Consider the following 19,973-nt stretch of genomic DNA (forward strand, 5'->3'; position numbering starts at 1 on the left):
ATGGCCAGAGCACGTGGAAGAAGCCGCCGCGAAGTAAAGTCCGAAATCAACATCGTACCGCTACTGGACGTGTTGCTGGTGCTGGTGCTGATTTTTATGGCGACGGCACCCATCATCACCCAGAGCGTGGAAGTTGATCTTCCTGAAGCGACTGAAACACAGGCGGTCAGTACTAATGACGAGCCGCCTGTTATTGTTCAGGTTTCGGGCGTCGGACAATATAGCGTCAAGGTTGGGCAGGAAGAGCTGCCGCAGCTGCCGCCGGAGCAGGTTATTGCTGAAGCGCAAAGTCGCCTGAAAGCAAATCCGAAAGCGGTATTCTTAATTGGTGGCGCGAAAGACGTGCCCTATGATGAAATTATTAAAGCGCTAAACCTGCTACATAGCGCAGGTGTGAAATCGGTTGGTTTAATGACGCAGCCTATTTAAGCATTTGCATCTTCCTGACGTGATGACGGCAGGCAGCGGGTTAACTGTTTTTGGGAACCGAGAGTGGTAAAGGCAACCGAACAAAACGACAAGCTTAAACGAGCGATTATTATCTCAGTAGTGCTGCACGTTATTCTGGTTGCGGTCCTTATCTGGAGTTCGTTCGATGAGCACATTGAAGCTTCTGCAGGCGGGGGAGGCGGGTCTTCTATTGATGCCGTCATGGTCGACTCGGGTGCGGTTGTTGAGCAATATAATCGTCAGCAGCAGCAGCAGGCAAGTGCGAAGCGTTCGCAAGAGCAGCGCAAAAAGCAGCAGCAGCAGCAGGAAAAAGAACTGCTTGAGCAGCAGGCCGCTAAACAGGAAGAACTGAAAAAGCTGGAGCAAGAACGTCTGGCGGCTCAGGAGAAAGCCCAGGAGCAGGCAGAACAGCAGAAACAAGCTGAAGCGGCCGCGCAAAAGGCGGAAGAACAGCGTAAGCAGGCGGAAGCGGCGGCCGCAAAAGCTGAAGCGGCGGCTAAAGTTGCTGCTGATGCTCAGGCGAAAAAAGCCGCAGCAGACGCGAAGAAGCAGGCTGAGGCAGATGCGGCCAAAGCGGCTGCCGACGCGAAAAAGCAGGCTGATGCCGCTAAGGCGGCGGCTGATGCACAAAAGAAAGCTGAAGCTGATGCTGTAAAAAAAGCCACAGAGAAAGCGGCAGCAGATAAAGCGGCTGCCGATAAAAAAGCAGCGGACAAGGCTGCAGCAGACAAGGCGGCTGCCGATAAGAAAGCAGCGGACAAGGCAGCAGCAGACAAAGCGGCTGCCGATAAGAAAGCAGCGGACAAGGCTGCCGCAGACAAAGCGGCTGCCGATAAAAAAGCAGCGGACAAGGCTGCAGCAGACAAAGCGGCTGCCGATAAGAAAGCAGCGGACAAGGCTGCAGCAGACAAAGCAGCTGCCGATAAAAAAGCTGCTGCTAAAGCTGCAGCAGCGAAAAAGGCCGCCGCAGATAAAGCAGCGGCTGATGCTGCAGCGGACGATCTCTTTGGCGATCTCAGTTCCGGTAAGAATGCACCGAAAACCGGCGGTGGAGCGAAAGGGAGTAATGCGTCTCCGGCAGGGAGTGGTAATACTAAAAACAATGGCGCATCGGGTGCGGACATCAGCAACTATGCCGGGCAGATCAAATCTGCCATCGAAAGCCGATTTTACGACGCATCATCTTATGCAGGTAAAACCTGTACGCTGCGTTTAAAACTGGCTCCGGACGGCTTACTGCTTGATATTCAATCTGAAGGTGGCGATCCCGCGCTTTGCCAGGCTGCGCTTGCTGCAGCCAAACAGGCTAAGATCCCAAAACCACCCAGCCAGGCGGTTTATGAAGTCTTTAAAAATGCACCGCTGGACTTTAAACCTTAGGTTAAACTTTCATCGTGGCAATGATGAGAGCAGCCTGAGGTAGTAACAGGGTGAAAGTAGTTTTGTCCATTTTAGTTTGTTAATATTCTGCTAAATTATCGTGGGCTTTTCGCCTGGATAAGGGAGATATGATGAAGCAGGCATTACGAGTAGCATTTGGTTTTCTAATCATGTGGGCAGCGGTGCTGCACGCAGAAGTTCGCATCGTTATCGACAGCGGTGTGGAAGCGGGCCGTCCAATCGGCGTGGTGCCTTTTCAGTGGGCGGGGCCAGGTGCCGCGCCTGAAGATATTGGTGGAATTGTGGGGGCGGACCTGCGCAACAGCGGTAAATTTAATCCGCTGGATCGCGCTAAGTTACCTCAACAACCGGCAACAGCGCAGGATATCCAGGCTGCGGCGTGGACTGCGTTAGGTATTAACGAAGTGGTCGTCGGTAAAGTCACGCCTAATCCTGACGGCAGCTATAGCGTTGCCTATCAGCTGGTTGACGTTAGCGGCGGTGCACCAAACGTGCTGGCGCAAAATACGTTCAAAGTGAATAAACAGTGGTTACGCTATGCCGGCCATACCGCCAGTGACGAAGTGTTTGAAAAAATCACCGGCATTAAAGGCGCGTTCCGTACCCGTATTGCTTATGTAGTACATACCAATGGCGGTCAGTTCCCGTATGAACTGCGCGTTTCTGACTACGATGGCTACAACCAGTTCGTGGTGCATCGTTCTCCGCAGCCGTTGATGTCTCCGGCATGGTCCCCGAAAGGCGACAAGCTGGCTTACGTAACGTTTGAAAGCGGCCGTTCGGCGCTGGTTGTTCAGACACTGGCTAACGGCGCCGTGCGTCAGATCGCCTCATTCCCGCAGCATAACGGCGCACCGGCATTTTCGCCGGACGGTACCAAGCTGGCGTTTGCTCTGTCTAAAACAGGCAGCCTGAACCTGTATGTCATGGATCTCGGCTCAGGTCAGATTCGTGCCGTTACCAGCGGTCGCAGTAACAACACTGAACCGAGCTGGTTCCCGGACAGCCAGAGTCTGGCTTTCACCTCTGATCAGGCAGGGCGTCCGCAGGTTTATAAAGTCAGTGTTAACGGCGGCGCTGCGCAGCGTATTAGCTGGCAGGGTTCACAAAACCAGGATGCTGATGTCAGCAGCGACGGTAAATTTATGGTAATGGTTAGCACTGACGGTGGTCAGCAGCACATTGCTAAACAAGATCTCGGAGCGGGTGGCGTACAGGTTCTGTCGTCAACGTTCCTGGACGAAACGCCAAGTCTGGCACCTAACGGCACGATGGTAATCTACAGCTCTTCTCAGGGGATGGGATCTGTGCTGAATCTGGTTTCAACAGATGGGCGTTTCAAAGCGCGTCTTCCGGCAACTGATGGTCAGGTCAAATTCCCTGCCTGGTCGCCGTATCTGTGATAATAATTAATGATTACTAAAGGAATCAAATAAATGCAACTGAACAAAGTGCTGAAAGGGCTGATGATTGCCCTGCCTGTTATGGCAATCGCAGCGTGTTCTTCCAACAAGAACGCCAGCAATGATGGTAGCGAAGGCGGGATGCTGAACGGCGCTGGCACTGGTATGGATGCTAACGGCAGCGGCAACTCCTCTTCTGAAGAGCAGGCTCGTCTGCAGATGCAGCAGCTGCAGCAGAACAACATCGTTTACTTTGGTCTGGATAAGTACGATGTTAGCTCTGAATTTGCTGCAATGCTGGATGCTCACGCGAACTTCCTGCGTAGCAACCCGTCTTACAAAGTCACCGTAGAAGGTCACGCGGACGAACGTGGTACTCCTGAGTACAACATCTCCCTGGGTGAACGTCGTGCAAACGCCGTTAAAATGTACCTGCAGGGTAAAGGTGTTTCTGCCGATCAGATCTCCATCGTTTCTTACGGTAAAGAAAAACCTGCAGTACTGGGTCATGACGAAGCGGCATATGCCAAAAACCGTCGTGCCGTACTGGTTTACTAAGAGAATGGCATGAGCAGTAACTTCAGACATCATCTGATGAGTCTGTCGTTACTGGTTGGAATAGCGGCCCCTTGGGCCGCTTTTGCTCAGGCTCCAATCAGTAGTGTCGGCTCAGGCTCGGTCGAAGACCGCGTCACCCAACTGGAGCGTATTTCCAATGCGCACAGTCAGCTTTTAACTCAGCTCCAGCAGCAGATGACTGACAATCAGGCTGACATCGATACCTTACGCGGTCAGATTCAGGAAAGTCAGTATCAGCTCAATCAGGTCGTTGAGCGGCAGAAACAGCTGCTGTTGCAGATGGATAGCCTTAGCAGTGGCGCAGCAGCGCAACCGGCAACAGGTGAGCAGGGGGGAGCCGCTCCGGCATCTGCGGCTGGTGCAGCATCGACCGGCGCGCCGGTTCAGAGCGGCGATGCAAATACCGATTACAACGCGGCTATCGCGCTGGTGCAGGATCAGTCCCGCCAGGACGATGCGCTTACCGCTTTTCAGAACTTCGTCAAAAAGTACCCGGATTCAACTTATCTGCCTAACGCTAACTACTGGCTGGGGCAGTTAAATTACAATAAGGGTAAAAAAGACGATGCGGCGTACTATTTCGCCAATGTGGTGAAGAATTACCCGAAATCGCCGAAGGCGTCCGACGCCATGCTGAAGGTTGGGATCATCATGCAAGACAAAGGTGATACGGCAAAAGCGAAAGCGGTTTATCAGCAGGTCATCAGTAAGTATCCAGGTACTGACGGCGCTAAACAGGCGCAAAAACGTCTCGCCGGTTTATGATGATGAGTGCATGACCAGAAAGTGCTTCTTTTCTGGTCTTGCCGCATGAATCGTAAGCAGTTAAGTGATCTTCCTCAAAATTTTTGTTGCGCTCAATTCTTAAATCAGTAATATATGCCGCCGTTGCCACAGGATATTAAACAAGCCTGAAGCAACAAAAAAGCAGTACGAAGTGGGTCGTTAGCTCAGTTGGTAGAGCAGTTGACTTTTAATCAATTGGTCGCAGGTTCGAATCCTGCACGACCCACCATTGTTCTGGTGGAATGCAGTAATAAACGTGAAGGATAACGTTGCTTCAGCAACGGCCCGTAGGGCGAGGCAAAGCCGAGTCATCCTGCACGACCCACCATTTGCAACCACGTCTGCTTTGTAGTATCCAGCGCAGTATCGGGTGATTAGCTCAGCTGGGAGAGCACCTCCCTTACAAGGAGGGGGTCGGCGGTTCGATCCCGTCATCACCCACCACTCGGGTCGTTAGCTCAGTTGGTAGAGCAGTTGACTTTTAATCAATTGGTCGCAGGTTCGAATCCTGCACGACCCACCACTATCAAAGGTGGTTCTGGTAGAGAACGTGAAGGATAACGTTGCATTAGCAACGGCCCGAAGGGCGAGGCAAAGCCGAGTCATCCTGCACGACCCACCAGTTTAATGCCAGGTACTGATGTAAGTCGGACCGGGTAGATTGTTCAGGCGACACCCAGATGGGTCGTTAGCTCAGTTGGTAGAGCAGTTGACTTTTAATCAATTGGTCGCAGGTTCGAATCCTGCACGACCCACCATTATTAAAGGTGGCACCGGTAGAGAACGTGAAGGATAACGTTGCATCAGCAACGGCCCGAAGGGCGAGGCAAAGCCGAGTCATCCTGCACGACCCACCATCCTGAATGATTACAGCAGTAACTCCCGCAAGGGGTCGTTAGCTCAGTTGGTAGAGCAGTTGACTTTTAATCAATTGGTCGCAGGTTCGAATCCTGCACGACCCACCAGTGTAAAAAAGCGCCCTAAAGGCGCTTTTTTGCTATCTGCGATATCAAAATTCGAACCTGCCGCAGGTTCGGGCCGAGCGCAGCGAGACAACGGAGCCGCTTGCGGCGACGGCCCGAAGGGCGAGGCGAAGCCGAGTCATCCTGCACGACCCACCAGTGTAAAAAAGCGCCCTAAAGGCGCTTTTTTGCTATCTGCGATATCAAAATTCGAACCTGCCGCAGGTTCGGGCCGAGCGCAGCGAGACAACGGAGCCGCTTGCGGCGACGGCCCGAAGGGCGAAGCCAAGTCATCCTGCACAACCCACCAATGTAAAAAAGCGCCCTAAAGGCGCTTTTTTGCTATCTGCGGTATCTGTAATTCGCATCATGAGCTTTCAACGCTAAATCCCGGGATGGTAAGTCGAAATAATCTCCAGCACACCGTTTATAATAAACTGCACGCCCATGCACACCAGCAGGAAACCCATCAGACGCGAGATCGCCTCAATACCACCCTTACCGACCAGACGCATGATTGCGCCTGAGCTGCGCAGGCTTCCCCACAGGATAAGTCCGATCAGGGCGAACGTAACCGGAGGGGCGACCATTATTACCCAGTCAGGAAAGTCTGCGCCATGTTTTACCGTTGATGCGGAGCTGATAATCATCGCGATGGTTCCTGGCCCTGCGGTACTCGGCATCGCCAGCGGAACAAAAGCAATATTGGCAGTCGGTTCCCCTTCCAGCTCTTCTGATTTGAGCTTTGCTTCCATCGAATGATGCGCCTTCTGCTGTGGGAATAACATGCGAAACCCAATAAAGGCAACAATTAATCCCCCGGCAATGCGCAGCCCGGGAATCGATATCCCGAAGGTGTTCATCACCACTTGCCCGGCATACCAGGCGACGATCAGGATGGCGAACACATAAATTGAGGCCATCAGCGACTGGCGGTTTCGCTCGGCACTGTTCATGTTGCCGGCCAGTCCAAGGAATAGCGCCACGGTGGTCAGCGGGTTTGCCAGCGGTAAAATTACAATCAACCCCAGGCCTATCGCTTTAAAGAGTTCCATCATATTAAATTAAGGTCCTGTCAATATTGGATTATCAAAAACGATGCACTTGAGTCCGGCCTGACGCATCCCTCATTCGGCAAAATCATACGACTGCAAGGCAAAACAGAATGAACTACATCATAATGCTTCGTGTAGGCAAATCGTAGTCCCGGAAAATGACTCAGTTTAACAAAACGATCCCGCCAGCGGGTTGATCCAGATGATTAACATCTGAAAGACTGCCTGTATAATGAGGGCATGTTTATCGAAACAGATCCCGGCTCTGGAGACGCTGTTTCATTGGTCGCCCAGGGATCTTATTCTGTAGAACGATATTGCTTTCTACGGCATCAAACATCCCTCTCTCCCTGCCAAGCAAAAATATTCTCAGCCACACCTGCATTATTCGATGACAAGTGCTGCGATAATGGCTATCTTGTTTAGTATAAAAAACGCCATCATCTGTTACCACTGTAAAATAACAGAAATAGCGCTGCTATGTTAAGTCAGTAAAACGAGAGGCGTATGAGCATCCAGTCTGAATTGCTGAACACCCATTATCCTTTTCCGCGCAGGCCAGCTCCGCTGAGTGAAGAGCAGAGCCATTTATATCGGCAAAAAATTAAGTATCTGCTTAAAGAACGTAATGCAGTTATGGTTGCGCACTATTATACCGATCCGGAAATACAGCAACTGGCAGAAGAAACCGGCGGATGTATTTCTGACTCTCTGGAGATGGCGCGTTTTGGTGCCAACCATCCGGCTACCACGCTGCTGGTCGCCGGCGTCCGGTTTATGGGGGAGACAGCGAAAATTCTCAGCCCTGAAAAAACCATCCTGATGCCTGCTCTTGAAGCCGAATGTTCACTGGATTTAGGTTGCCCTGTTGATGCGTTCAGTGCCTTCTGCGATGCACATCCGGATCGCACAGTTGTGGTCTATGCCAACACCTCCGCCGCCGTAAAAGCGCGGGCCGACTGGGTTGTCACATCCAGTATTGCCGTTGAATTGATTGAGCATCTTGATAGCCTGGGTGAAAAAATCATCTGGGCACCGGATCGTCATCTGGGGCAGTATGTCCAAAAGCAGACCGGGGCAGACATGCTGTGCTGGCAGGGGGCCTGCATCGTCCATGATGAATTTAAAACGCAATCATTGAACCGTATGAAAGGGCTTTATCCTGATGCTGCCATACTGGTTCATCCTGAATCACCGCAGGCTATCGTCGATCTTGCCGATGCCGTGGGCTCGACCAGTCAGTTAATCGCTGCGGCTAAAGCGCTGCCGCATTCGCAGCTTATTGTGGCCACCGACCGCGGTATCTTCTGGAAAATGCAGCAGGCCGTACCGGATAAAACGCTGCTGGAAGCGCCAACCGCCGGGGAGGGCGCAACCTGTCGCAGCTGTGCGCATTGTCCATGGATGGCGATGAACGGCCTTAACGCTATCGCTGAAGGTCTGGAAACCGGTGGGCCGCGCCATGAAATTTACGTTGAAACCGCGCTGCGCCAGCGCGCGTTAGTTCCGCTTAACCGTATGCTTGATTTTGCGGCTACACTACGTTCATAACACGATTACCGCGTTAATACGCTTTGGGGAAAAGATGGATTTTTTAAGTACACAAAATATTCTGGTTCATATTCCGTTTGGCACCGGAGGCTACGATCTCTCGTGGATAGAAGCAATAGGAACTCTGGCCGGCCTGCTCTGTATCTGGCTCGCCAGCCTTGAGAAAATCATCAATTACTTTTTTGGCCTGATTAACGTCACGCTATTTGCGATTATCTTTTTCCAGATCCAGCTTTACGCCAGTCTATTACTACAACTGTTTTTCTTTGCCGCCAATATTTACGGCTGGTACGCCTGGTCGCGGCAAAATACGCATAACGAAGCTGCGCTGCAAATCCGCTGGTTGCCGCTGCCCAAAGCGCTGTTGTGGCTGGCCATCAGCGTGGTCGCCATTGGCCTGATGACGGTATTTATTAATCCGGTATTTGCGTTCCTGACCCGCGTGGCGGTGAATGTCATGTCAGCGCTGGGCCTTAACGTCACCATGCCAGTATTGCAGCCGGATGCATTCCCGTTCTGGGATTCCTGCATGATGGTTCTGTCGATCGTGGCGATGATTTTAATGACCCGCAAGTATGTTGAAAACTGGATACTGTGGGTCATCATTAATGTAATAAGCGTGGTTATCTTTGCCCTGCAAGGGGTGTATGCAATGTCGCTGGAATATTTAATCCTGACCTTTATCGCGCTAAACGGTACGCGGATGTGGATTAACAGCGCACGTGAAAGAGGCTCACGCGCGCTGGCGCATTAATGGTGATGATGATGAGCGTGACCGGTTTGCGCCTCGTTAAGGTGGCATTCCGGTCCGCTACAGGGACGATACTCCATCTGAATGGTTGCATGCGCCACCTGATAATGATGCTCAAGGAAGTGATGAATTCGATCCAGCAGCGCGTCATGGTCGTGCGGGGGAATCACCTGCACATGCAGGGTCATTACCGGCTTTTCGCCCACCAGCCAGACATGGATATGGTGGGCATCGCGCACTTCCGGAATTTCACGACGCAGTTTTCGCTTTAACGCTGCGATGTCCAGCGCCACTGGCGCACCTTCCAGCAGCTCATTGACACTTTCTTTAAGCAGCCGCCAGGCGCTGCGTAAGATGAGACAGGAGACCAGCACGGAGAGTATAGGATCGATGGGCATCCAGCCCGTAGTCATAATGATCACTGCGGCAGCAATTGCGCCAACAGAGCCCAGTAAATCGCCCATAACATGCAGCATGGCAGCACGCACGTTAAGATTTTTTTCTTCGCCGCCGCGATGCAGTATCCAGAAGGCGGCTATATTGGCCAGCAGCCCCGCGATGGCAATAATCAGCATCGTATTTCCCGCAACCGGGCGGGGTTGATAAAGACGCTGAACCGCTTCCCAGACAATTAAAAAGGTAATTGCCACCAGCGCAATCGCATTCACAAACGCGGCGAGGGTAGTCAGGCGGAGCCAGCCAAAAGTATGGCGAGCATTGGCCGGGCGCCTTGAGAATTGCACCGCCAGAAATGCAAACAGCAGGGCCGCCGCATCCGTCAGCATGTGACCGGCATCAGCCAGCAGCGCAAGGGAGTTTGCCATCAGGCCGCCCACGACTTCGACAAGCATAAATCCGGCCGTAACGCTAAAGGCCAAAAGCAGGCGGCGGGCGTTGCTGTCTTGCGGCAGCAGGGAAGAGGAACGCGTCATAATATCGTCATACACCTTCACATAATTAAGTCACTACATCATATCGGGACAGGGGCAGCGTGCGCATAAAAAAAGAGAGCCGAAGCTCTCTTTTTTAAGGATGTTCTTGCCCCAGATTAGTGGGTAGTGCCATCGGTTTTGGTATCAACGTCGTTATTTACGCCGTCGCCAGTTTCAACTTTTTTATTGATGTCCGGGCAGCGACCGTCTTTACACATGGTATTTTTGTGAATGTCTTCTTTGGTCATACCATTCGCATCGGTAGAGGACTTATCAGAATGCGTCGTACCGGTTGCCGCGCCGTTGGTATTGGTGTGACCCGTGTTGATGTCATCGTTACCAACATTGTTTGGCGCTACGTTTTGTTTAGCGCCCGGGGCAACCTGACCTGCGTCAGCCGCTGCATTCGATGTACCGTTATTTGACGAGTTAGCAGCCAGTACCGCACCGCTGGTCATAGAGAGGGTTGCTGCCAGAAAAAGTGTAGCCAGTTTAGTCATTTTCATCATGCTGCTCCTGTTCTGCTCGTGATGTCGGACAATGTCATCCAACAATACAATAGTAAAAATCGTCTGCTCAGTAGTGAAAGATTCTGTGACAAATAAATATGCCAGCAGAGAATCTGGTAATTAAAAATAAATACAGTAGTTACATTTAAAAAGTGTAGATTAGATCTCGTTCAGCGCTACTTTTTGATGTTTTTTTAACGCATTCCAGGAATATTCTGCCTGAAGTGTAAAAGCGCGTTTACAGTAATAAGCTGAAGAGATAAATTGGAAGCATTGCATTCACACTCATAAGTATGGCACGGCTGGAACAAAGATGAATTATCAGAATGACGATTTGCGTATTAAAGAGATTAACGAATTACTGCCTCCTGTAGCACTGCTGGAAAAATTTCCCGCCACTGAGAACGCAGCGAACACCGTTGCGCACGCTCGTAAAGCGATCCATAAAATTCTTAATGGTAATGATGATCGTCTGCTGGTGGTTATCGGACCTTGTTCTATTCACGATCCTGCGGCCGCGAAAGAATATGCCGCACGGCTGCTGACGTTGCGTCAGGAATTGAGCAATGAGCTGGAAATCGTGATGCGTGTCTATTTTGAAAAACCGCGTACTACTGTGGGCTGGAAAGGGCTGATTAACGATCCGCACATGGACAGCAGCTACCAGATTAACGATGGTCTGCGTATTGCCCGTAAACTGTTGCTTGATATCAACGACAGCGGTTTACCCGCCGCCGGTGAGTTTCTCGATATGATCACGCCGCAGTATCTGGCCGATCTCATGAGCTGGGGCGCAATCGGCGCGCGTACTACCGAATCTCAGGTTCACCGCGAGCTGGCCTCCGGCCTTTCCTGCCCGGTAGGCTTTAAAAATGGTACCGATGGCACCATCAAAGTGGCTATCGATGCGATCAATGCTGCCGGTGCCCCGCACTGTTTTCTGTCCGTCACCAAGTGGGGGCATTCAGCCATTGTTAACACCAGCGGTAACGGCGACTGCCATATCATTCTGCGCGGCGGCAAAATGCCGAACTACAGCGCGCAGCATGTGGCGGACGTTAAAGAAGGGCTGGCCAACGCCAATCTTGCGCCGCAGGTCATGATCGATTTCAGCCACGCAAACTCCAGCAAGCAGTTTAAAAAGCAGATGGAAGTGGGCGCAGATGTTTGCCAGCAGATGGCGAACGGCGAAAAAGCGATTATTGGCGTGATGATCGAAAGTCATCTGGTTGAAGGTAATCAGAATCTTGAAGGCGGCGAGCCGCTGACTTACGGTAAAAGCATCACTGACGCCTGTATTGGCTGGGAAGACACTGACGCACTATTGCGCCAGCTGGCAGACGCGGTAAAAGCTCGCCGCGGCTGATGAAAAAGGCCGAATATCGCTATTCGGCCTGTTATATTTCGCGTTTATGCCTGCCGGGCAGGCATATTGGTTATTTCGCTTTACCCTGATTAGCCACGGCCGCGGCTTTCGCAGCGATTTCGTCGGCGTTACCCAGGTAGTAATGTTTGATCGGTTTGAAGTTCTCGTCGAACTCATATACCAGCGGTACGCCGGTCGGGATGTTCAGTTCGAGGATCTCATCTTCGCCCATATCGTCGAGGTATTTTACCAGCGCACGCAGGGAGTTACCGTGAGCGGCGATGATCACGCGCTCGCCGCTTTTCAGGCGCGGTAAAATGCTTTCATTCCAGTAAGGGATCACGCGGTCAATGGTCAGCGCCAGACTTTCGGTCAGCGGCAGTTCCTCTGCGGTCAGCGATGCATAACGCGGATCGTGGCCCGGAAAACGCTCATCTTCTTTGGTCAATGCTGGCGGCGTTACTGCAAAACCACGACGCCACTGTTTAACCTGCTCGTCGCCATATTTCTCAGCGGTTTCCGCTTTGTTTAGACCCTGCAACGCACCGTAGTGACGTTCATTCAGCTTCCACGATTTTTCAACCGGTAACCATGCCTGATCAACACCGTCCAGGATATTCCACAGGGTATGGATCGCACGTTTTAGCACCGAGGTATAGGCGAAGTCGAAGCTATAGCCTTCGTCCTTCAGCAGTTTGCCTGCCGCTTTAGCTTCAGAAACGCCTTTTTCAGAAAGATCAACATCGTACCAACCGGTAAAACGGTTTTCGTTGTTCCACTGACTTTCACCGTGACGAACCAGAACCAGCTTAGTTACAGCCATACGCGTACTCCTCAAGCTTCATTGAATGATAATAATTCTCATTATATTGCCATGACCCGGTCAGCGGCAACGTTTACCCCTAACCATAGCGAAAATAGGCGGTAAGTGTAAGGTGCTTGTGAATTTGCAGTTATTATTTTGTCTCTGAGTGGCGTTAATTTCAGCAAACTGGATAAAAAAAGCCCTCCTGGCAGAGGGCATGGTTTCAGGCAGGTATGAAATGATATTCCGTCAGGCTGACGTATTCGTCGCCCGGGCGCAGGATGCAGCTCGGCTGCGGCCATTCCGGATGGTTAGGGGAATCAGGTAAAAATTCGCTTTCCAGTGCCAGCCCCTGCCAGGCCTGATAAGTGCCCGGCTCCCGGGAGGAGGTGCCCTCCAGAAAATTGCCCGAATAAAATTGCAGGGCAGGGGCCGAGGTATAGACCGCCATCTGCAATTTCTTGTCATCAGACCACAGGTACGCCGCAGGAACGGTCGCATCGCCTTTCGCCTGTAGCAGAAACGCATGATCATAGCCGTTGACCTTGCGCTGATCGTCGTCACTCAGGAAATCAGCGGCAATCGGTTTCGGCTGACGAAAGTCAAAGCTGGTACTGTCTACGTTTTTTAATCCGCTGCGCGGTATGCCACCTTCATCGACCGGTAAGTAAGCATCGGCCAGAATTTGCAGCGTATGATTACGCACGTCTGAGCGTTCACCGTTAAGGTTGAAATAGACATGATTAGTCAGATTCACCGGACACGGTTTAGTTACCGTGGCGCGGTATTCAATCACGATGCGATTGTCGTCAGTCAGCGTGTAGCGCACGGTAGCACTCAGATCGCCAGGAAAGCCCTGGTCGCCATCGGCAGATTCCAGCGAGAAAATCACTTCATGCTCGCTTTGATGCTGATAGGTCCAGCGTCGCTTATCAAAACCTTCCGGCCCGCCATGCAGCTGATTCACGCCCTGACTTGGCACCACATTAAAGACGTTGCCATCCAGTTCAAAACGGCTATCGGCGATACGGTTAGCATAGCGACCAATCGATGCGCCAAAAAAGGCTTCATGCTGCGGATACTGCTCGGGACCGGCGCAGCCGAGGATCGCTTCGCGCACCGTGCTGTCCGAAAGCGTGACGCGGGCGGAAAGTAGCGTCGCGCCCCAGTCCATTAGCGTGACAACCAACCCTGCACCATTGCGCAGGGTAATTAACCGAAACGGCAGCCCATCAGGGGCGCTAGCGGGCGTATTTTTTAGCACTGACCTGCTCCTTGTGATGGTTTACAAACGTAGAACGTCTCTTTGATACCGGTTTTTGCTTCGTATTGTTCTGCAACGGCTTTTTCAACGCGTTCAACCAGCGCTTGTGGAATGAGCGCAACAATGCAGCCGCCAAAGCCACCGCCGGTCATACGCACGCCCCCCTGGTCACCAATGGTGGCTTTAACAATTTCAACCAGGGTATCGATTTGCGGGACGGTGATTTCAAAGTCATCGCGCATTGAAGCGTGAGATTCAGCCATCAGGGTACCCATACGTTGCAGGTCGCCGCGCTCCAGCGCCTCAGCCGCTTCAACCGTGCGAATATTTTCTGTCAGCACGTGGCGTACGCGTTTCGCCACTGTCGGGTCCAGATTGTTGGCCACTTTATTAAACTCGTCCAGCTTCACATCGCGCAGGGCAGGCTGCTGGAAGAAACGCGCGCCGGTTTCACACTGTTCACGGCGCGTGTTGTATTCACTGCCCACCAAAGTGCGTTTGAAATTGCTGTTAATAATAACAACCGCCACGCCCTCGGGCATCGACACTGCTTTGGTGCCCAGCGTGCGGCAGTCAAGCAGAAGGGCATGGTCTTTCTTACCGAGCGCAGAGATCAGCTGATCCATAATGCCGCAGTTACAGCCGACAAACTGGTTCTCGGCTTCCTGACCGTTAAGCGCGATTTGCGCCCCGTCCAGCGGCAAATGATACAGCTGCTGAAATACGGTCCCGACCGCGACTTCCAGAGACGCTGAAGAGCTAAGACCCGCACCCTGCGGAACGTTGCCGCTAATCACTAAATCCGCACCGTCAAAACCGGCGTTGCGCTGCTGAAGATGTTTAACCACCCCGCGTACATAGTTAGACCACTGCTGGGTGTCATGAGCCACGATGGGCGCATCCAGTGAGAATTCGTCAATTTGATTGTCATAGTCGGCGGCAATGACGCGTACGGTACGATCGCTTCGCGGCGCACAGCTAATGACGGTTTGATAATCGATCGCGCAGGGCAGTACGAAGCCATCGTTGTAGTCGGTATGTTCACCAATCAGATTGACGCGGCCGGGTGCCTGAATCGCATGCGTGGCAGGATAGCCGAATTTTTCAGCAAACAGGGATTGGGTTTTTTCTTTCAGACTCATGATTATTCTCCGGATTCGCGAAAATGGACGTCGCTGACGGCCCGCAGGCGCTCTGCGGCCTGCTCTGCGGTAAGATCGCGCTGGGTCTCTGCCAGCATTTCGTAGCCGACCATGAACTTACGTACCGTCGCGGAGCGCAGCAGCGGCGGATAAAAATGGGCGTGCAGCTGCCAGTGCTGACCATCTTCACCGTTAAACGGTGCACCGTGCCAGCCCATAGAATACGGGAAGGAGCACTGGAAAAGATTGTCGTAACGGCTGGTCAGTTTTTTCAACGCCAGCGCCAGATCCTGGCGTTGTTCGTCAGTAAGATCGGTGATACGCAATACGTGAGTTTTAGGCAGCAACAGCGTTTCAAATGGCCAGGCAGCCCAGTAGGGGACCACGGCCAGCCAGTGATCGGTTTCAACGACCGTACGGCTACCGTCTGCCAGCTCACGCTGTACATAATCCACCAGCATCGGAGAATGCTGTTCGTCAAAATAGCTTTTTTGCAGGCGATCTTCGCGTTCTATCTCATTAGGCAGAAAGCTGTTGGCCCATACCTGGCCGTGTGGATGCGGATTGGAGCAGCCCATCGCCGCGCCTTTGTTTTCAAACACCTGAACCCAGGGATAATGTTGCCCCAGATCTGCGGTTTGCTGCTGCCAGGTGCTGACAATTTCCGCCAGCGCGGCCACGCTCAGTTCTGGCAGCGTTTTACTGTGATCCGGCGAGAAGCAGATAACCCGGCTGGTACCGCGAGCACTCTGACAGCGCATCAGGGGATCGTCGCTTTCCGGCGCATCCGGCGTATCGGTCATCAGCGCGGCAAAGTCATTGGTAAACACGTAAGTACCCGTGTAGTTCGGATTAGTGTCACCCGTTACGCGAGTGTTCCCCGGACACAAAAAGCAGTCCGGATCGTGCGCGGGCAGCGTTTGCTGAGACGGCGTCTCCTGCGCGCCCTGCCACGGACGTTTGGCGCGATGCGGGGAAACCAGGATCCACTGTCCGGTTAACGGGTTATAACGGCGATGCGGATGATCGACCGGGTTAAATTGTGTCATCACTGTTCCTTAGTCTGCATAACCCTGCGGATGGCGGGACTGCCAGTGCCAGGTATCCTGCGCCATTTGATCAAGCGTACGGGAGACGCGCCAGTTAAGTTCTTTATCGGCTTTGCTGGCATCAGCCCAGTAGGCGGGAAGATCGCCGTCGCGCCGCGGGGCAAAGTGGTAATTGACCGGTTTACCGCAGGCTTTACTGAACGCGTTCACCACGTCCAGCACGCTGCTGCCGATGCCTGCGCCGAGGTTATAAACGTGGACGCCGGGTTTATCAGCCAGTTTTTGCATTGCTGCAACATGACCGTCAGCCAGGTCCATCACGTGTATATAGTCACGCACGCCGGTGCCGTCTTCGGTCGGATAGTCATTGCCAAAAATAGCCAGTGATTCACGACGGCCTACCGCAACCTGAGCAATATACGGCATCAGGTTGTTAGGGATACCTTGCGGATCTTCACCCATATCGCCCGACGGGTGGGCACCGACCGGATTGAAATAGCGCAGCAGAGCGATGCTCCATTCCGGCTGGGCTTTTTGTAAGTCGGTAAGGATCTGTTCGACCATCAGCTTACTTTTGCCGTAGGGGCTTTGTGGAGTCCCGGTTGGAAAGCTTTCAACGTAGGGGATTTTCGGCTGATCGCCATAAACGGTTGCAGAGGAGCTGAAAATAAAGTTTTTGACGTTAGCTGCCCGCATCGCGGAGATCAGACGTAGCGTACCGTTAACGTTGTTATCGTAGTACTCAAGCGGTTTAGCGACCGACTCACCCACGGCTTTCAAACCGGCAAAATGGATAACCGTTTCGATAGCGTGATCGTGGAGGATTTCCGTCATCAGCGCTTCATTACGAATATCGCCTTCGACAAACGTCGGATGCTTGCCGCCGAGACGTTCGATAACTGGCATCACGCTGCGCTTGCTGTTACACAAATTGTCCAGAATGATGACATCGTGGCCGTTTTGCAGCAGCTGCACACAGGTATGACTTCCAATGTAACCGCTACCACCTGTAACCAGAACTCTCATTTTTCGCTCCATCATGCTTATGATATGTCATAAAGATAGCATAACAAAGTTGCGAAAAGTGTGACATGGAATAAGTTTGTGGAATCGTTTACACCATAACGGATAACCTAATGTCACGTGTAAAAAGAGATGAAAATCAGCGGCTTCAGGACGGGTATGATAAATCCTAAAACCGCGTTACGCGCAGGTCCGCCCGATCGCCGCATTTCTCGTCAGCACGCGTCCAGGGCGTAGCGGTAAGTGCTACCCTCAGGCACAAAGGTGAGCCGGTGAGTGATGCAGTCTGGTGCGTCCTGTGCGTGATGAGAGACGAAAAGTAGCTGGGTGGTACCTTGCTTCATCAGGATATCGATAAACCGGCGAACCAACTGACGGTTAAGCGGGTCCAGACCCTGTAACGGCTCATCAAGGATCAGTAATGTAGGGTGCTTCACCAGCGCGCGAGCAATCAGCGCCAGCCGCTGCTGACCCCAGGACAGGCTGTGGAACGGCGCATTGGCAAGCCGATTATCGATACCAAGAAGATCCAGCCACTGCTGCACAAGATGCTGCTGGCGATCGGATACCGCCTGATAAATCCCGATAGAATCAAAATAGCCGGACAGGATCACGTTGCGCATAGTGGTGCTGACGCGATACTCCAGATGCAAACTGCTACTGACATAGCCAATATGCTTTTTAATGTCCCAGATAGTTTCTCCGCTTCCCCGACGACGGCCAAAAAGCGTCAGATCGTTGCTGTAGCCCTGGGGATGATCGCCGGTAATCAAACTTAACAGGGTTGATTTTCCCGCACCGTTTGGACCGATAATCTGCCAGTGTTCCCCCGGTTTTACCGTCCAGTTGAGGTGATTGAGGATCGGGCGGTCATTATACGAGACAACGCCATCCTTAAGCACAATACGCGGCACATCGGCGTCAAGCGTCAGGCTTACCGGCGGTTCATCAGCATCGGGCAGCCGGATAGTTTGCAGGCGCTCGCTATGCGCCAGTTGGCTTATTAGCGCCTGCTGCAACAATTGCTCTTTTTGTCCGGTTTCGATAAGCGTACAGTCAGCCAGCACCCCGGCTTGCTGCACGAACGCCGGGATTTCATCAAAGCGGTTAAGCACCAGCACTACGGTTAAGCCGTTACGGTTGAGCGATTCGAGTAAAATCGCCAGCTGTTGGCGAGAGTCAACGTCCAGTCCATCAAATGGCTCATCGAGGATCAGCAGATCGGGTTCGGTCATCAGAGCCTGACAGAGAAGCGTTTTACGCGTTTCGCCGGTGGAAAGATATTTAAAGCGGCGTTGAAGCAGGGCAGAGATGCCAAAGCGAGCGGCCAGCTGCGCGCAGCGCTGCGGATCGTGCACGCTCGCCTGGATAATCTCCGCCGTAGTCCGCCCGGTATCATCCTCGTCCGGACTCAGTAAATCGGTATTATTGCGTTGCCATTCGTCACTCACCAGTTTTTGTAACTGTTCAAAGGAGAGGCGGACGGGACGCGAAAAGCGGTTTTGCTGCACGCCTTTACTCAGTGATAACTCGCCTGACAGCGCTCTGGCGAGGGCTGATTTGCCGCTACCGTTAGTGCCGACAAACGCCCAGCTTTCACCCGTCTGCACCGTCAACTCGTTGATTGTCAGCACGCGGGTAGCGCTCAGATGAAACGTGCCTTGCGAAATATGCAATAATGACATTGGTTATCCCGTTTTTTGCGAGGTTTTAAACAGGGATACGATCTCCGGTGCAGATTGTCAATCACTCAACACAGCGTGGCGACAATCACCCGATCGGCATTAAACCAGGCAATTACCGGGCTGCCTTCTTCCAGATGAGCCGCCTGCCCGACAGGAAGCGTGGCGCACAGGGTCTGCCCGTCAGGCAGTTTCATCAGCACTTCGCACTGCTCACTTCCGCGTTCAATATGGCTGATAACGCCTGCAAGCTGATTATCTGCCGTGGCGGCTTCATTTCGATCCTGAGTAATATTGACCCACGGTGCTTTAAGCAGCACCAGCACCTCTTTCCCTTCTTCCAGACCAAGGCGCTCGCCGCTCTGGGCGGTAATCGCCACTTTCAGGCGGGTTTCACCGTCGGCCAGTAAAACGTCAACATGCTGTTGAATGCTGTCACGGTCGCGTGCGGTAACCGTGCCAAACCACTGATTACGAGCGCTGGTTTGCAGGGAGAAACGCGAAATAGCCGCCAGCAGGCTATTCAACGGCAGGCCGTCGTCCAGGCTTAATACGTCAAACGCTTTTTGCTGAATTTGCGCCAGTAAATCGTACAGTTCAATCAACCGTTGACCGTAGCGGGTCAGCTGCGCGCCGCCGCCGCCCTTACCACCGGTAGCGCGATCGACCAGCGGCTGCTCGCTTAACTGATTCATTTCATTAATGGCATCCCAGGCGCTCTTATAGCTGATACCGGCCTCTTTTGCGCCCTGGCTGATGGAGCCAGTTTGCCCGATATGTTTGAGCAGGCTAATACGGCGCGGATCGGCAAAAAGGCGCTGCTGGAGTTTCAAAGTGAGAAGAATTTCAGCCTGCATAACAGTGTCCTGGCAAAAAGGGCATTGTGACGCAAACGGCAGAGGACGCCAACCACATCGCACAAATCGACAGTACTTTTCTGCCAAATCAGGTTAGAATAAGACTCTTCACAATGTCTGGAGTTTGCCATGTTAGAGCTGTTGAAAAGTCTGGTTTTTGCCGTGGTCATGGTCCCAGTGGTGATGGCTGTCATCCTGGGATTAATTTATGGCCTGGGTGAAGTGTTTAACATTTTCTCCGGAGTCGGTCACAAAGATCGCTCTGCGCAGCGCCGCTAATTCCCCCAACGCCCGTTTTTCAACGGGCGTTTCTTTCTGAAGTTTTCCTCATTAATGCCGATAGACTACCCATTGCGCGGTAGCAATTAACGCTGGGAAAAATCTGAGGTTTCGTTATATTATTATG

19 protein-coding genes, 5 tRNA genes and 2 other RNA genes are annotated in these 19,973 nt (G+C 52.5%); 16 read left to right on the forward strand and 10 right to left on the reverse strand.

The features are described 5' to 3' along the window. The 12 genes from tolR (at position 1) to AC791_RS19695 (ending at position 5,891) form a co-directional block, all read left to right on the forward strand. A complete protein-coding gene (gene tolR / locus AC791_RS08730) occupies positions 1-429 on the forward strand; it encodes a colicin uptake protein TolR (protein ID WP_049840069.1) in 429 nt (142 codons plus the stop codon). A 63-nt stretch (positions 430-492) separates the two neighbouring features. Continuing rightward, positions 493-1,830 (forward strand): cell envelope integrity protein TolA, encoded by a 1,338-nt coding sequence (gene tolA, locus AC791_RS08735; RefSeq protein ID WP_049840070.1) that lies wholly within the window; start codon positions 493-495, stop codon positions 1,828-1,830. A gap of 131 nt (positions 1,831-1,961) precedes the next feature. Continuing rightward, entirely contained in the window at positions 1,962-3,254 is a 1,293-nt protein-coding gene (gene tolB / locus AC791_RS08740) for a Tol-Pal system beta propeller repeat protein TolB (RefSeq protein WP_049840071.1), read from the forward strand. Between the two features lie 33 nt (positions 3,255-3,287). After that, on the forward strand, positions 3,288-3,812 hold the full coding sequence (gene pal / locus AC791_RS08745) for a peptidoglycan-associated lipoprotein Pal (protein ID WP_049840072.1): 525 nt from the start codon (positions 3,288-3,290) through the stop codon (positions 3,810-3,812). A 9-nt stretch (positions 3,813-3,821) separates the two neighbouring features. Continuing rightward, positions 3,822-4,598: a cell division protein CpoB gene (gene cpoB / locus AC791_RS08750; RefSeq protein WP_049840073.1), complete on the forward strand. Its 777-nt coding sequence runs from the start codon at positions 3,822-3,824 to the stop codon at positions 4,596-4,598. A 174-nt stretch (positions 4,599-4,772) separates the two neighbouring features. Further along, positions 4,773-4,848, forward strand: a tRNA-Lys gene (locus AC791_RS08755). A gap of 139 nt (positions 4,849-4,987) precedes the next feature. Further along, positions 4,988-5,063 (forward strand) — tRNA-Val (locus AC791_RS08760). A gap of 3 nt (positions 5,064-5,066) precedes the next feature. Continuing rightward, a tRNA-Lys gene (locus AC791_RS08765) sits at positions 5,067-5,142 on the forward strand. A gap of 159 nt (positions 5,143-5,301) precedes the next feature. Beyond that, a tRNA-Lys gene (locus AC791_RS08770) sits at positions 5,302-5,377 on the forward strand. Positions 5,378-5,508: 131 nt separating this feature from the next. Next, a tRNA-Lys gene (locus tag AC791_RS08775) sits at positions 5,509-5,584 on the forward strand. Positions 5,585-5,606: 22 nt separating this feature from the next. Continuing rightward, positions 5,607-5,740: non-coding RNA, RtT sRNA (locus AC791_RS19690), on the forward strand. A gap of 22 nt (positions 5,741-5,762) precedes the next feature. Then, positions 5,763-5,891, forward strand: a non-coding RNA gene (locus tag AC791_RS19695) — RtT sRNA. 73 nt (positions 5,892-5,964) lie between these two features. Here AC791_RS19695 and AC791_RS08780 read toward each other — a convergent pair. Continuing rightward, a complete protein-coding gene (locus tag AC791_RS08780) occupies positions 5,965-6,639 on the reverse strand; it encodes a MarC family NAAT transporter (RefSeq protein ID WP_049840074.1) in 675 nt (224 codons plus the stop codon). A gap of 504 nt (positions 6,640-7,143) precedes the next feature. Here AC791_RS08780 and nadA point away from each other — a divergent pair. Together nadA and pnuC are read left to right on the forward strand one after the other, a co-directional pair. After that, complete coding sequence (nadA, locus tag AC791_RS08785; protein ID WP_049840075.1) at positions 7,144-8,187, forward strand: quinolinate synthase NadA; 1,044 nt, start codon at positions 7,144-7,146, stop codon at positions 8,185-8,187. Between the two features lie 34 nt (positions 8,188-8,221). Further along, the gene (pnuC, locus tag AC791_RS08790) at positions 8,222-8,941 is read left to right on the forward strand and encodes a nicotinamide riboside transporter PnuC (protein ID WP_049840076.1); all 720 of its coding nucleotides are present in this window, start codon (positions 8,222-8,224) and stop codon (positions 8,939-8,941) included. On the opposite strand, the gene zitB is transcribed toward pnuC, so the two are convergent. Both zitB and AC791_RS08800 read right to left on the reverse strand, forming a co-directional pair. Continuing rightward, on the reverse strand, positions 8,938-9,870 hold the full coding sequence (zitB, locus tag AC791_RS08795) for a CDF family zinc transporter ZitB (RefSeq protein WP_049840077.1): 933 nt from the start codon (positions 9,868-9,870) through the stop codon (positions 8,938-8,940). The two genes, pnuC and zitB, sit on opposite strands and share 4 nt — an antisense overlap. Positions 9,871-9,986: 116 nt before the next feature. Next, the gene (locus AC791_RS08800; protein WP_049840078.1) at positions 9,987-10,376 is read right to left on the reverse strand and encodes a YbgS-like family protein; all 390 of its coding nucleotides are present in this window, start codon (positions 10,374-10,376) and stop codon (positions 9,987-9,989) included. A gap of 316 nt (positions 10,377-10,692) precedes the next feature. Here AC791_RS08800 and aroG point away from each other — a divergent pair, with 316 nt between their 5' ends. Further along, complete coding sequence (aroG, locus tag AC791_RS08805; protein WP_049840079.1) at positions 10,693-11,745, forward strand: 3-deoxy-7-phosphoheptulonate synthase AroG; 1,053 nt, start codon at positions 10,693-10,695, stop codon at positions 11,743-11,745. 70 nt (positions 11,746-11,815) lie between these two features. On the opposite strand, the gene gpmA is transcribed toward aroG, so the two are convergent. The 7 genes from gpmA to modE form a co-directional block, all read right to left on the reverse strand. Further along, on the reverse strand, positions 11,816-12,568 hold the full coding sequence (gpmA, locus tag AC791_RS08810) for a 2,3-diphosphoglycerate-dependent phosphoglycerate mutase (protein ID WP_049840080.1): 753 nt from the start codon (positions 12,566-12,568) through the stop codon (positions 11,816-11,818). Positions 12,569-12,773: 205 nt separating this feature from the next. After that, positions 12,774-13,814: a galactose-1-epimerase gene (gene galM / locus AC791_RS08815; RefSeq protein ID WP_049840081.1), complete on the reverse strand. Its 1,041-nt coding sequence runs from the start codon at positions 13,812-13,814 to the stop codon at positions 12,774-12,776. After that, positions 13,808-14,956 carry a galactokinase gene (galK, locus tag AC791_RS08820; RefSeq protein ID WP_049840082.1) on the reverse strand — a complete coding sequence of 383 codons (1,149 nt, stop codon included), beginning with the start codon at positions 14,954-14,956 and terminating at the stop codon, positions 13,808-13,810. The genes galM and galK overlap by 7 nt, the downstream gene beginning before the upstream one ends. 2 nt (positions 14,957-14,958) lie before the next feature. Beyond that, on the reverse strand, positions 14,959-16,005 hold the full coding sequence (gene galT, locus AC791_RS08825) for a galactose-1-phosphate uridylyltransferase (protein WP_049840083.1): 1,047 nt from the start codon (positions 16,003-16,005) through the stop codon (positions 14,959-14,961). 9 nt (positions 16,006-16,014) lie between these two features. Then, entirely contained in the window at positions 16,015-17,031 is a 1,017-nt protein-coding gene (gene galE, locus AC791_RS08830; protein ID WP_049840084.1) for a UDP-glucose 4-epimerase GalE, read from the reverse strand. 212 nt (positions 17,032-17,243) lie between these two features. Then, a complete protein-coding gene (modF, locus tag AC791_RS08835) occupies positions 17,244-18,713 on the reverse strand; it encodes a molybdate ABC transporter ATP-binding protein ModF (protein WP_049840085.1) in 1,470 nt (489 codons plus the stop codon). A gap of 65 nt (positions 18,714-18,778) precedes the next feature. After that, complete coding sequence (gene modE / locus AC791_RS08840; protein WP_049840086.1) at positions 18,779-19,567, reverse strand: molybdenum-dependent transcriptional regulator; 789 nt, start codon at positions 19,565-19,567, stop codon at positions 18,779-18,781. A gap of 129 nt (positions 19,568-19,696) precedes the next feature. Between modE and AC791_RS19705 the strand changes: the two genes are divergently transcribed. Next, positions 19,697-19,846, forward strand: coding sequence for an AcrZ family multidrug efflux pump-associated protein (locus AC791_RS19705; protein WP_072094320.1), 150 nt, complete (start codon positions 19,697-19,699; stop codon positions 19,844-19,846). Positions 19,847-19,973 lie beyond the last annotated feature (127 nt).

The organism is Klebsiella sp. RIT-PI-d (assembly GCF_001187865.1).
In the GTDB taxonomy this organism is placed as follows: Bacteria; Pseudomonadota; Gammaproteobacteria; order Enterobacterales; family Enterobacteriaceae; genus Superficieibacter.

Excerpts from the sequence above, each read along its gene's own strand:
- tolR (WP_049840069.1), top strand. The coding sequence starts at position 1 with ATGGCCAGAGCACGTGGAAGAAGCCGCCGCGAAGTAAAGTCCGAAATC.
- tolB (WP_049840071.1), top strand. The coding sequence starts at position 1,962 with ATGAAGCAGGCATTACGAGTAGCATTTGGTTTTCTAATCATGTGGGCA.
- pal (WP_049840072.1), top strand. The coding sequence starts at position 3,288 with ATGCAACTGAACAAAGTGCTGAAAGGGCTGATGATTGCCCTGCCTGTT.
- cpoB (WP_049840073.1), top strand. The coding sequence starts at position 3,822 with ATGAGCAGTAACTTCAGACATCATCTGATGAGTCTGTCGTTACTGGTT.
- AC791_RS08780 (WP_049840074.1), bottom strand. The coding sequence starts at position 6,639 with ATGATGGAACTCTTTAAAGCGATAGGCCTGGGGTTGATTGTAATTTTA.
- nadA (WP_049840075.1), top strand. The coding sequence starts at position 7,144 with ATGAGCATCCAGTCTGAATTGCTGAACACCCATTATCCTTTTCCGCGC.
- pnuC (WP_049840076.1), top strand. The coding sequence starts at position 8,222 with ATGGATTTTTTAAGTACACAAAATATTCTGGTTCATATTCCGTTTGGC.
- zitB (WP_049840077.1), bottom strand. The coding sequence starts at position 9,870 with ATGACGCGTTCCTCTTCCCTGCTGCCGCAAGACAGCAACGCCCGCCGC.
- AC791_RS08800 (WP_049840078.1), bottom strand. The coding sequence starts at position 10,376 with ATGAAAATGACTAAACTGGCTACACTTTTTCTGGCAGCAACCCTCTCT.
- aroG (WP_049840079.1), top strand. The coding sequence starts at position 10,693 with ATGAATTATCAGAATGACGATTTGCGTATTAAAGAGATTAACGAATTA.
- gpmA (WP_049840080.1), bottom strand. The coding sequence starts at position 12,568 with ATGGCTGTAACTAAGCTGGTTCTGGTTCGTCACGGTGAAAGTCAGTGG.
- galK (WP_049840082.1), bottom strand. The coding sequence starts at position 14,956 with ATGAGTCTGAAAGAAAAAACCCAATCCCTGTTTGCTGAAAAATTCGGC.
- galT (WP_049840083.1), bottom strand. The coding sequence starts at position 16,005 with ATGACACAATTTAACCCGGTCGATCATCCGCATCGCCGTTATAACCCG.
- galE (WP_049840084.1), bottom strand. The coding sequence starts at position 17,031 with ATGAGAGTTCTGGTTACAGGTGGTAGCGGTTACATTGGAAGTCATACC.
- modF (WP_049840085.1), bottom strand. The coding sequence starts at position 18,713 with ATGTCATTATTGCATATTTCGCAAGGCACGTTTCATCTGAGCGCTACC.
- modE (WP_049840086.1), bottom strand. The coding sequence starts at position 19,567 with ATGCAGGCTGAAATTCTTCTCACTTTGAAACTCCAGCAGCGCCTTTTT.
- AC791_RS19705 (WP_072094320.1), top strand. The coding sequence starts at position 19,697 with ATGTTAGAGCTGTTGAAAAGTCTGGTTTTTGCCGTGGTCATGGTCCCA.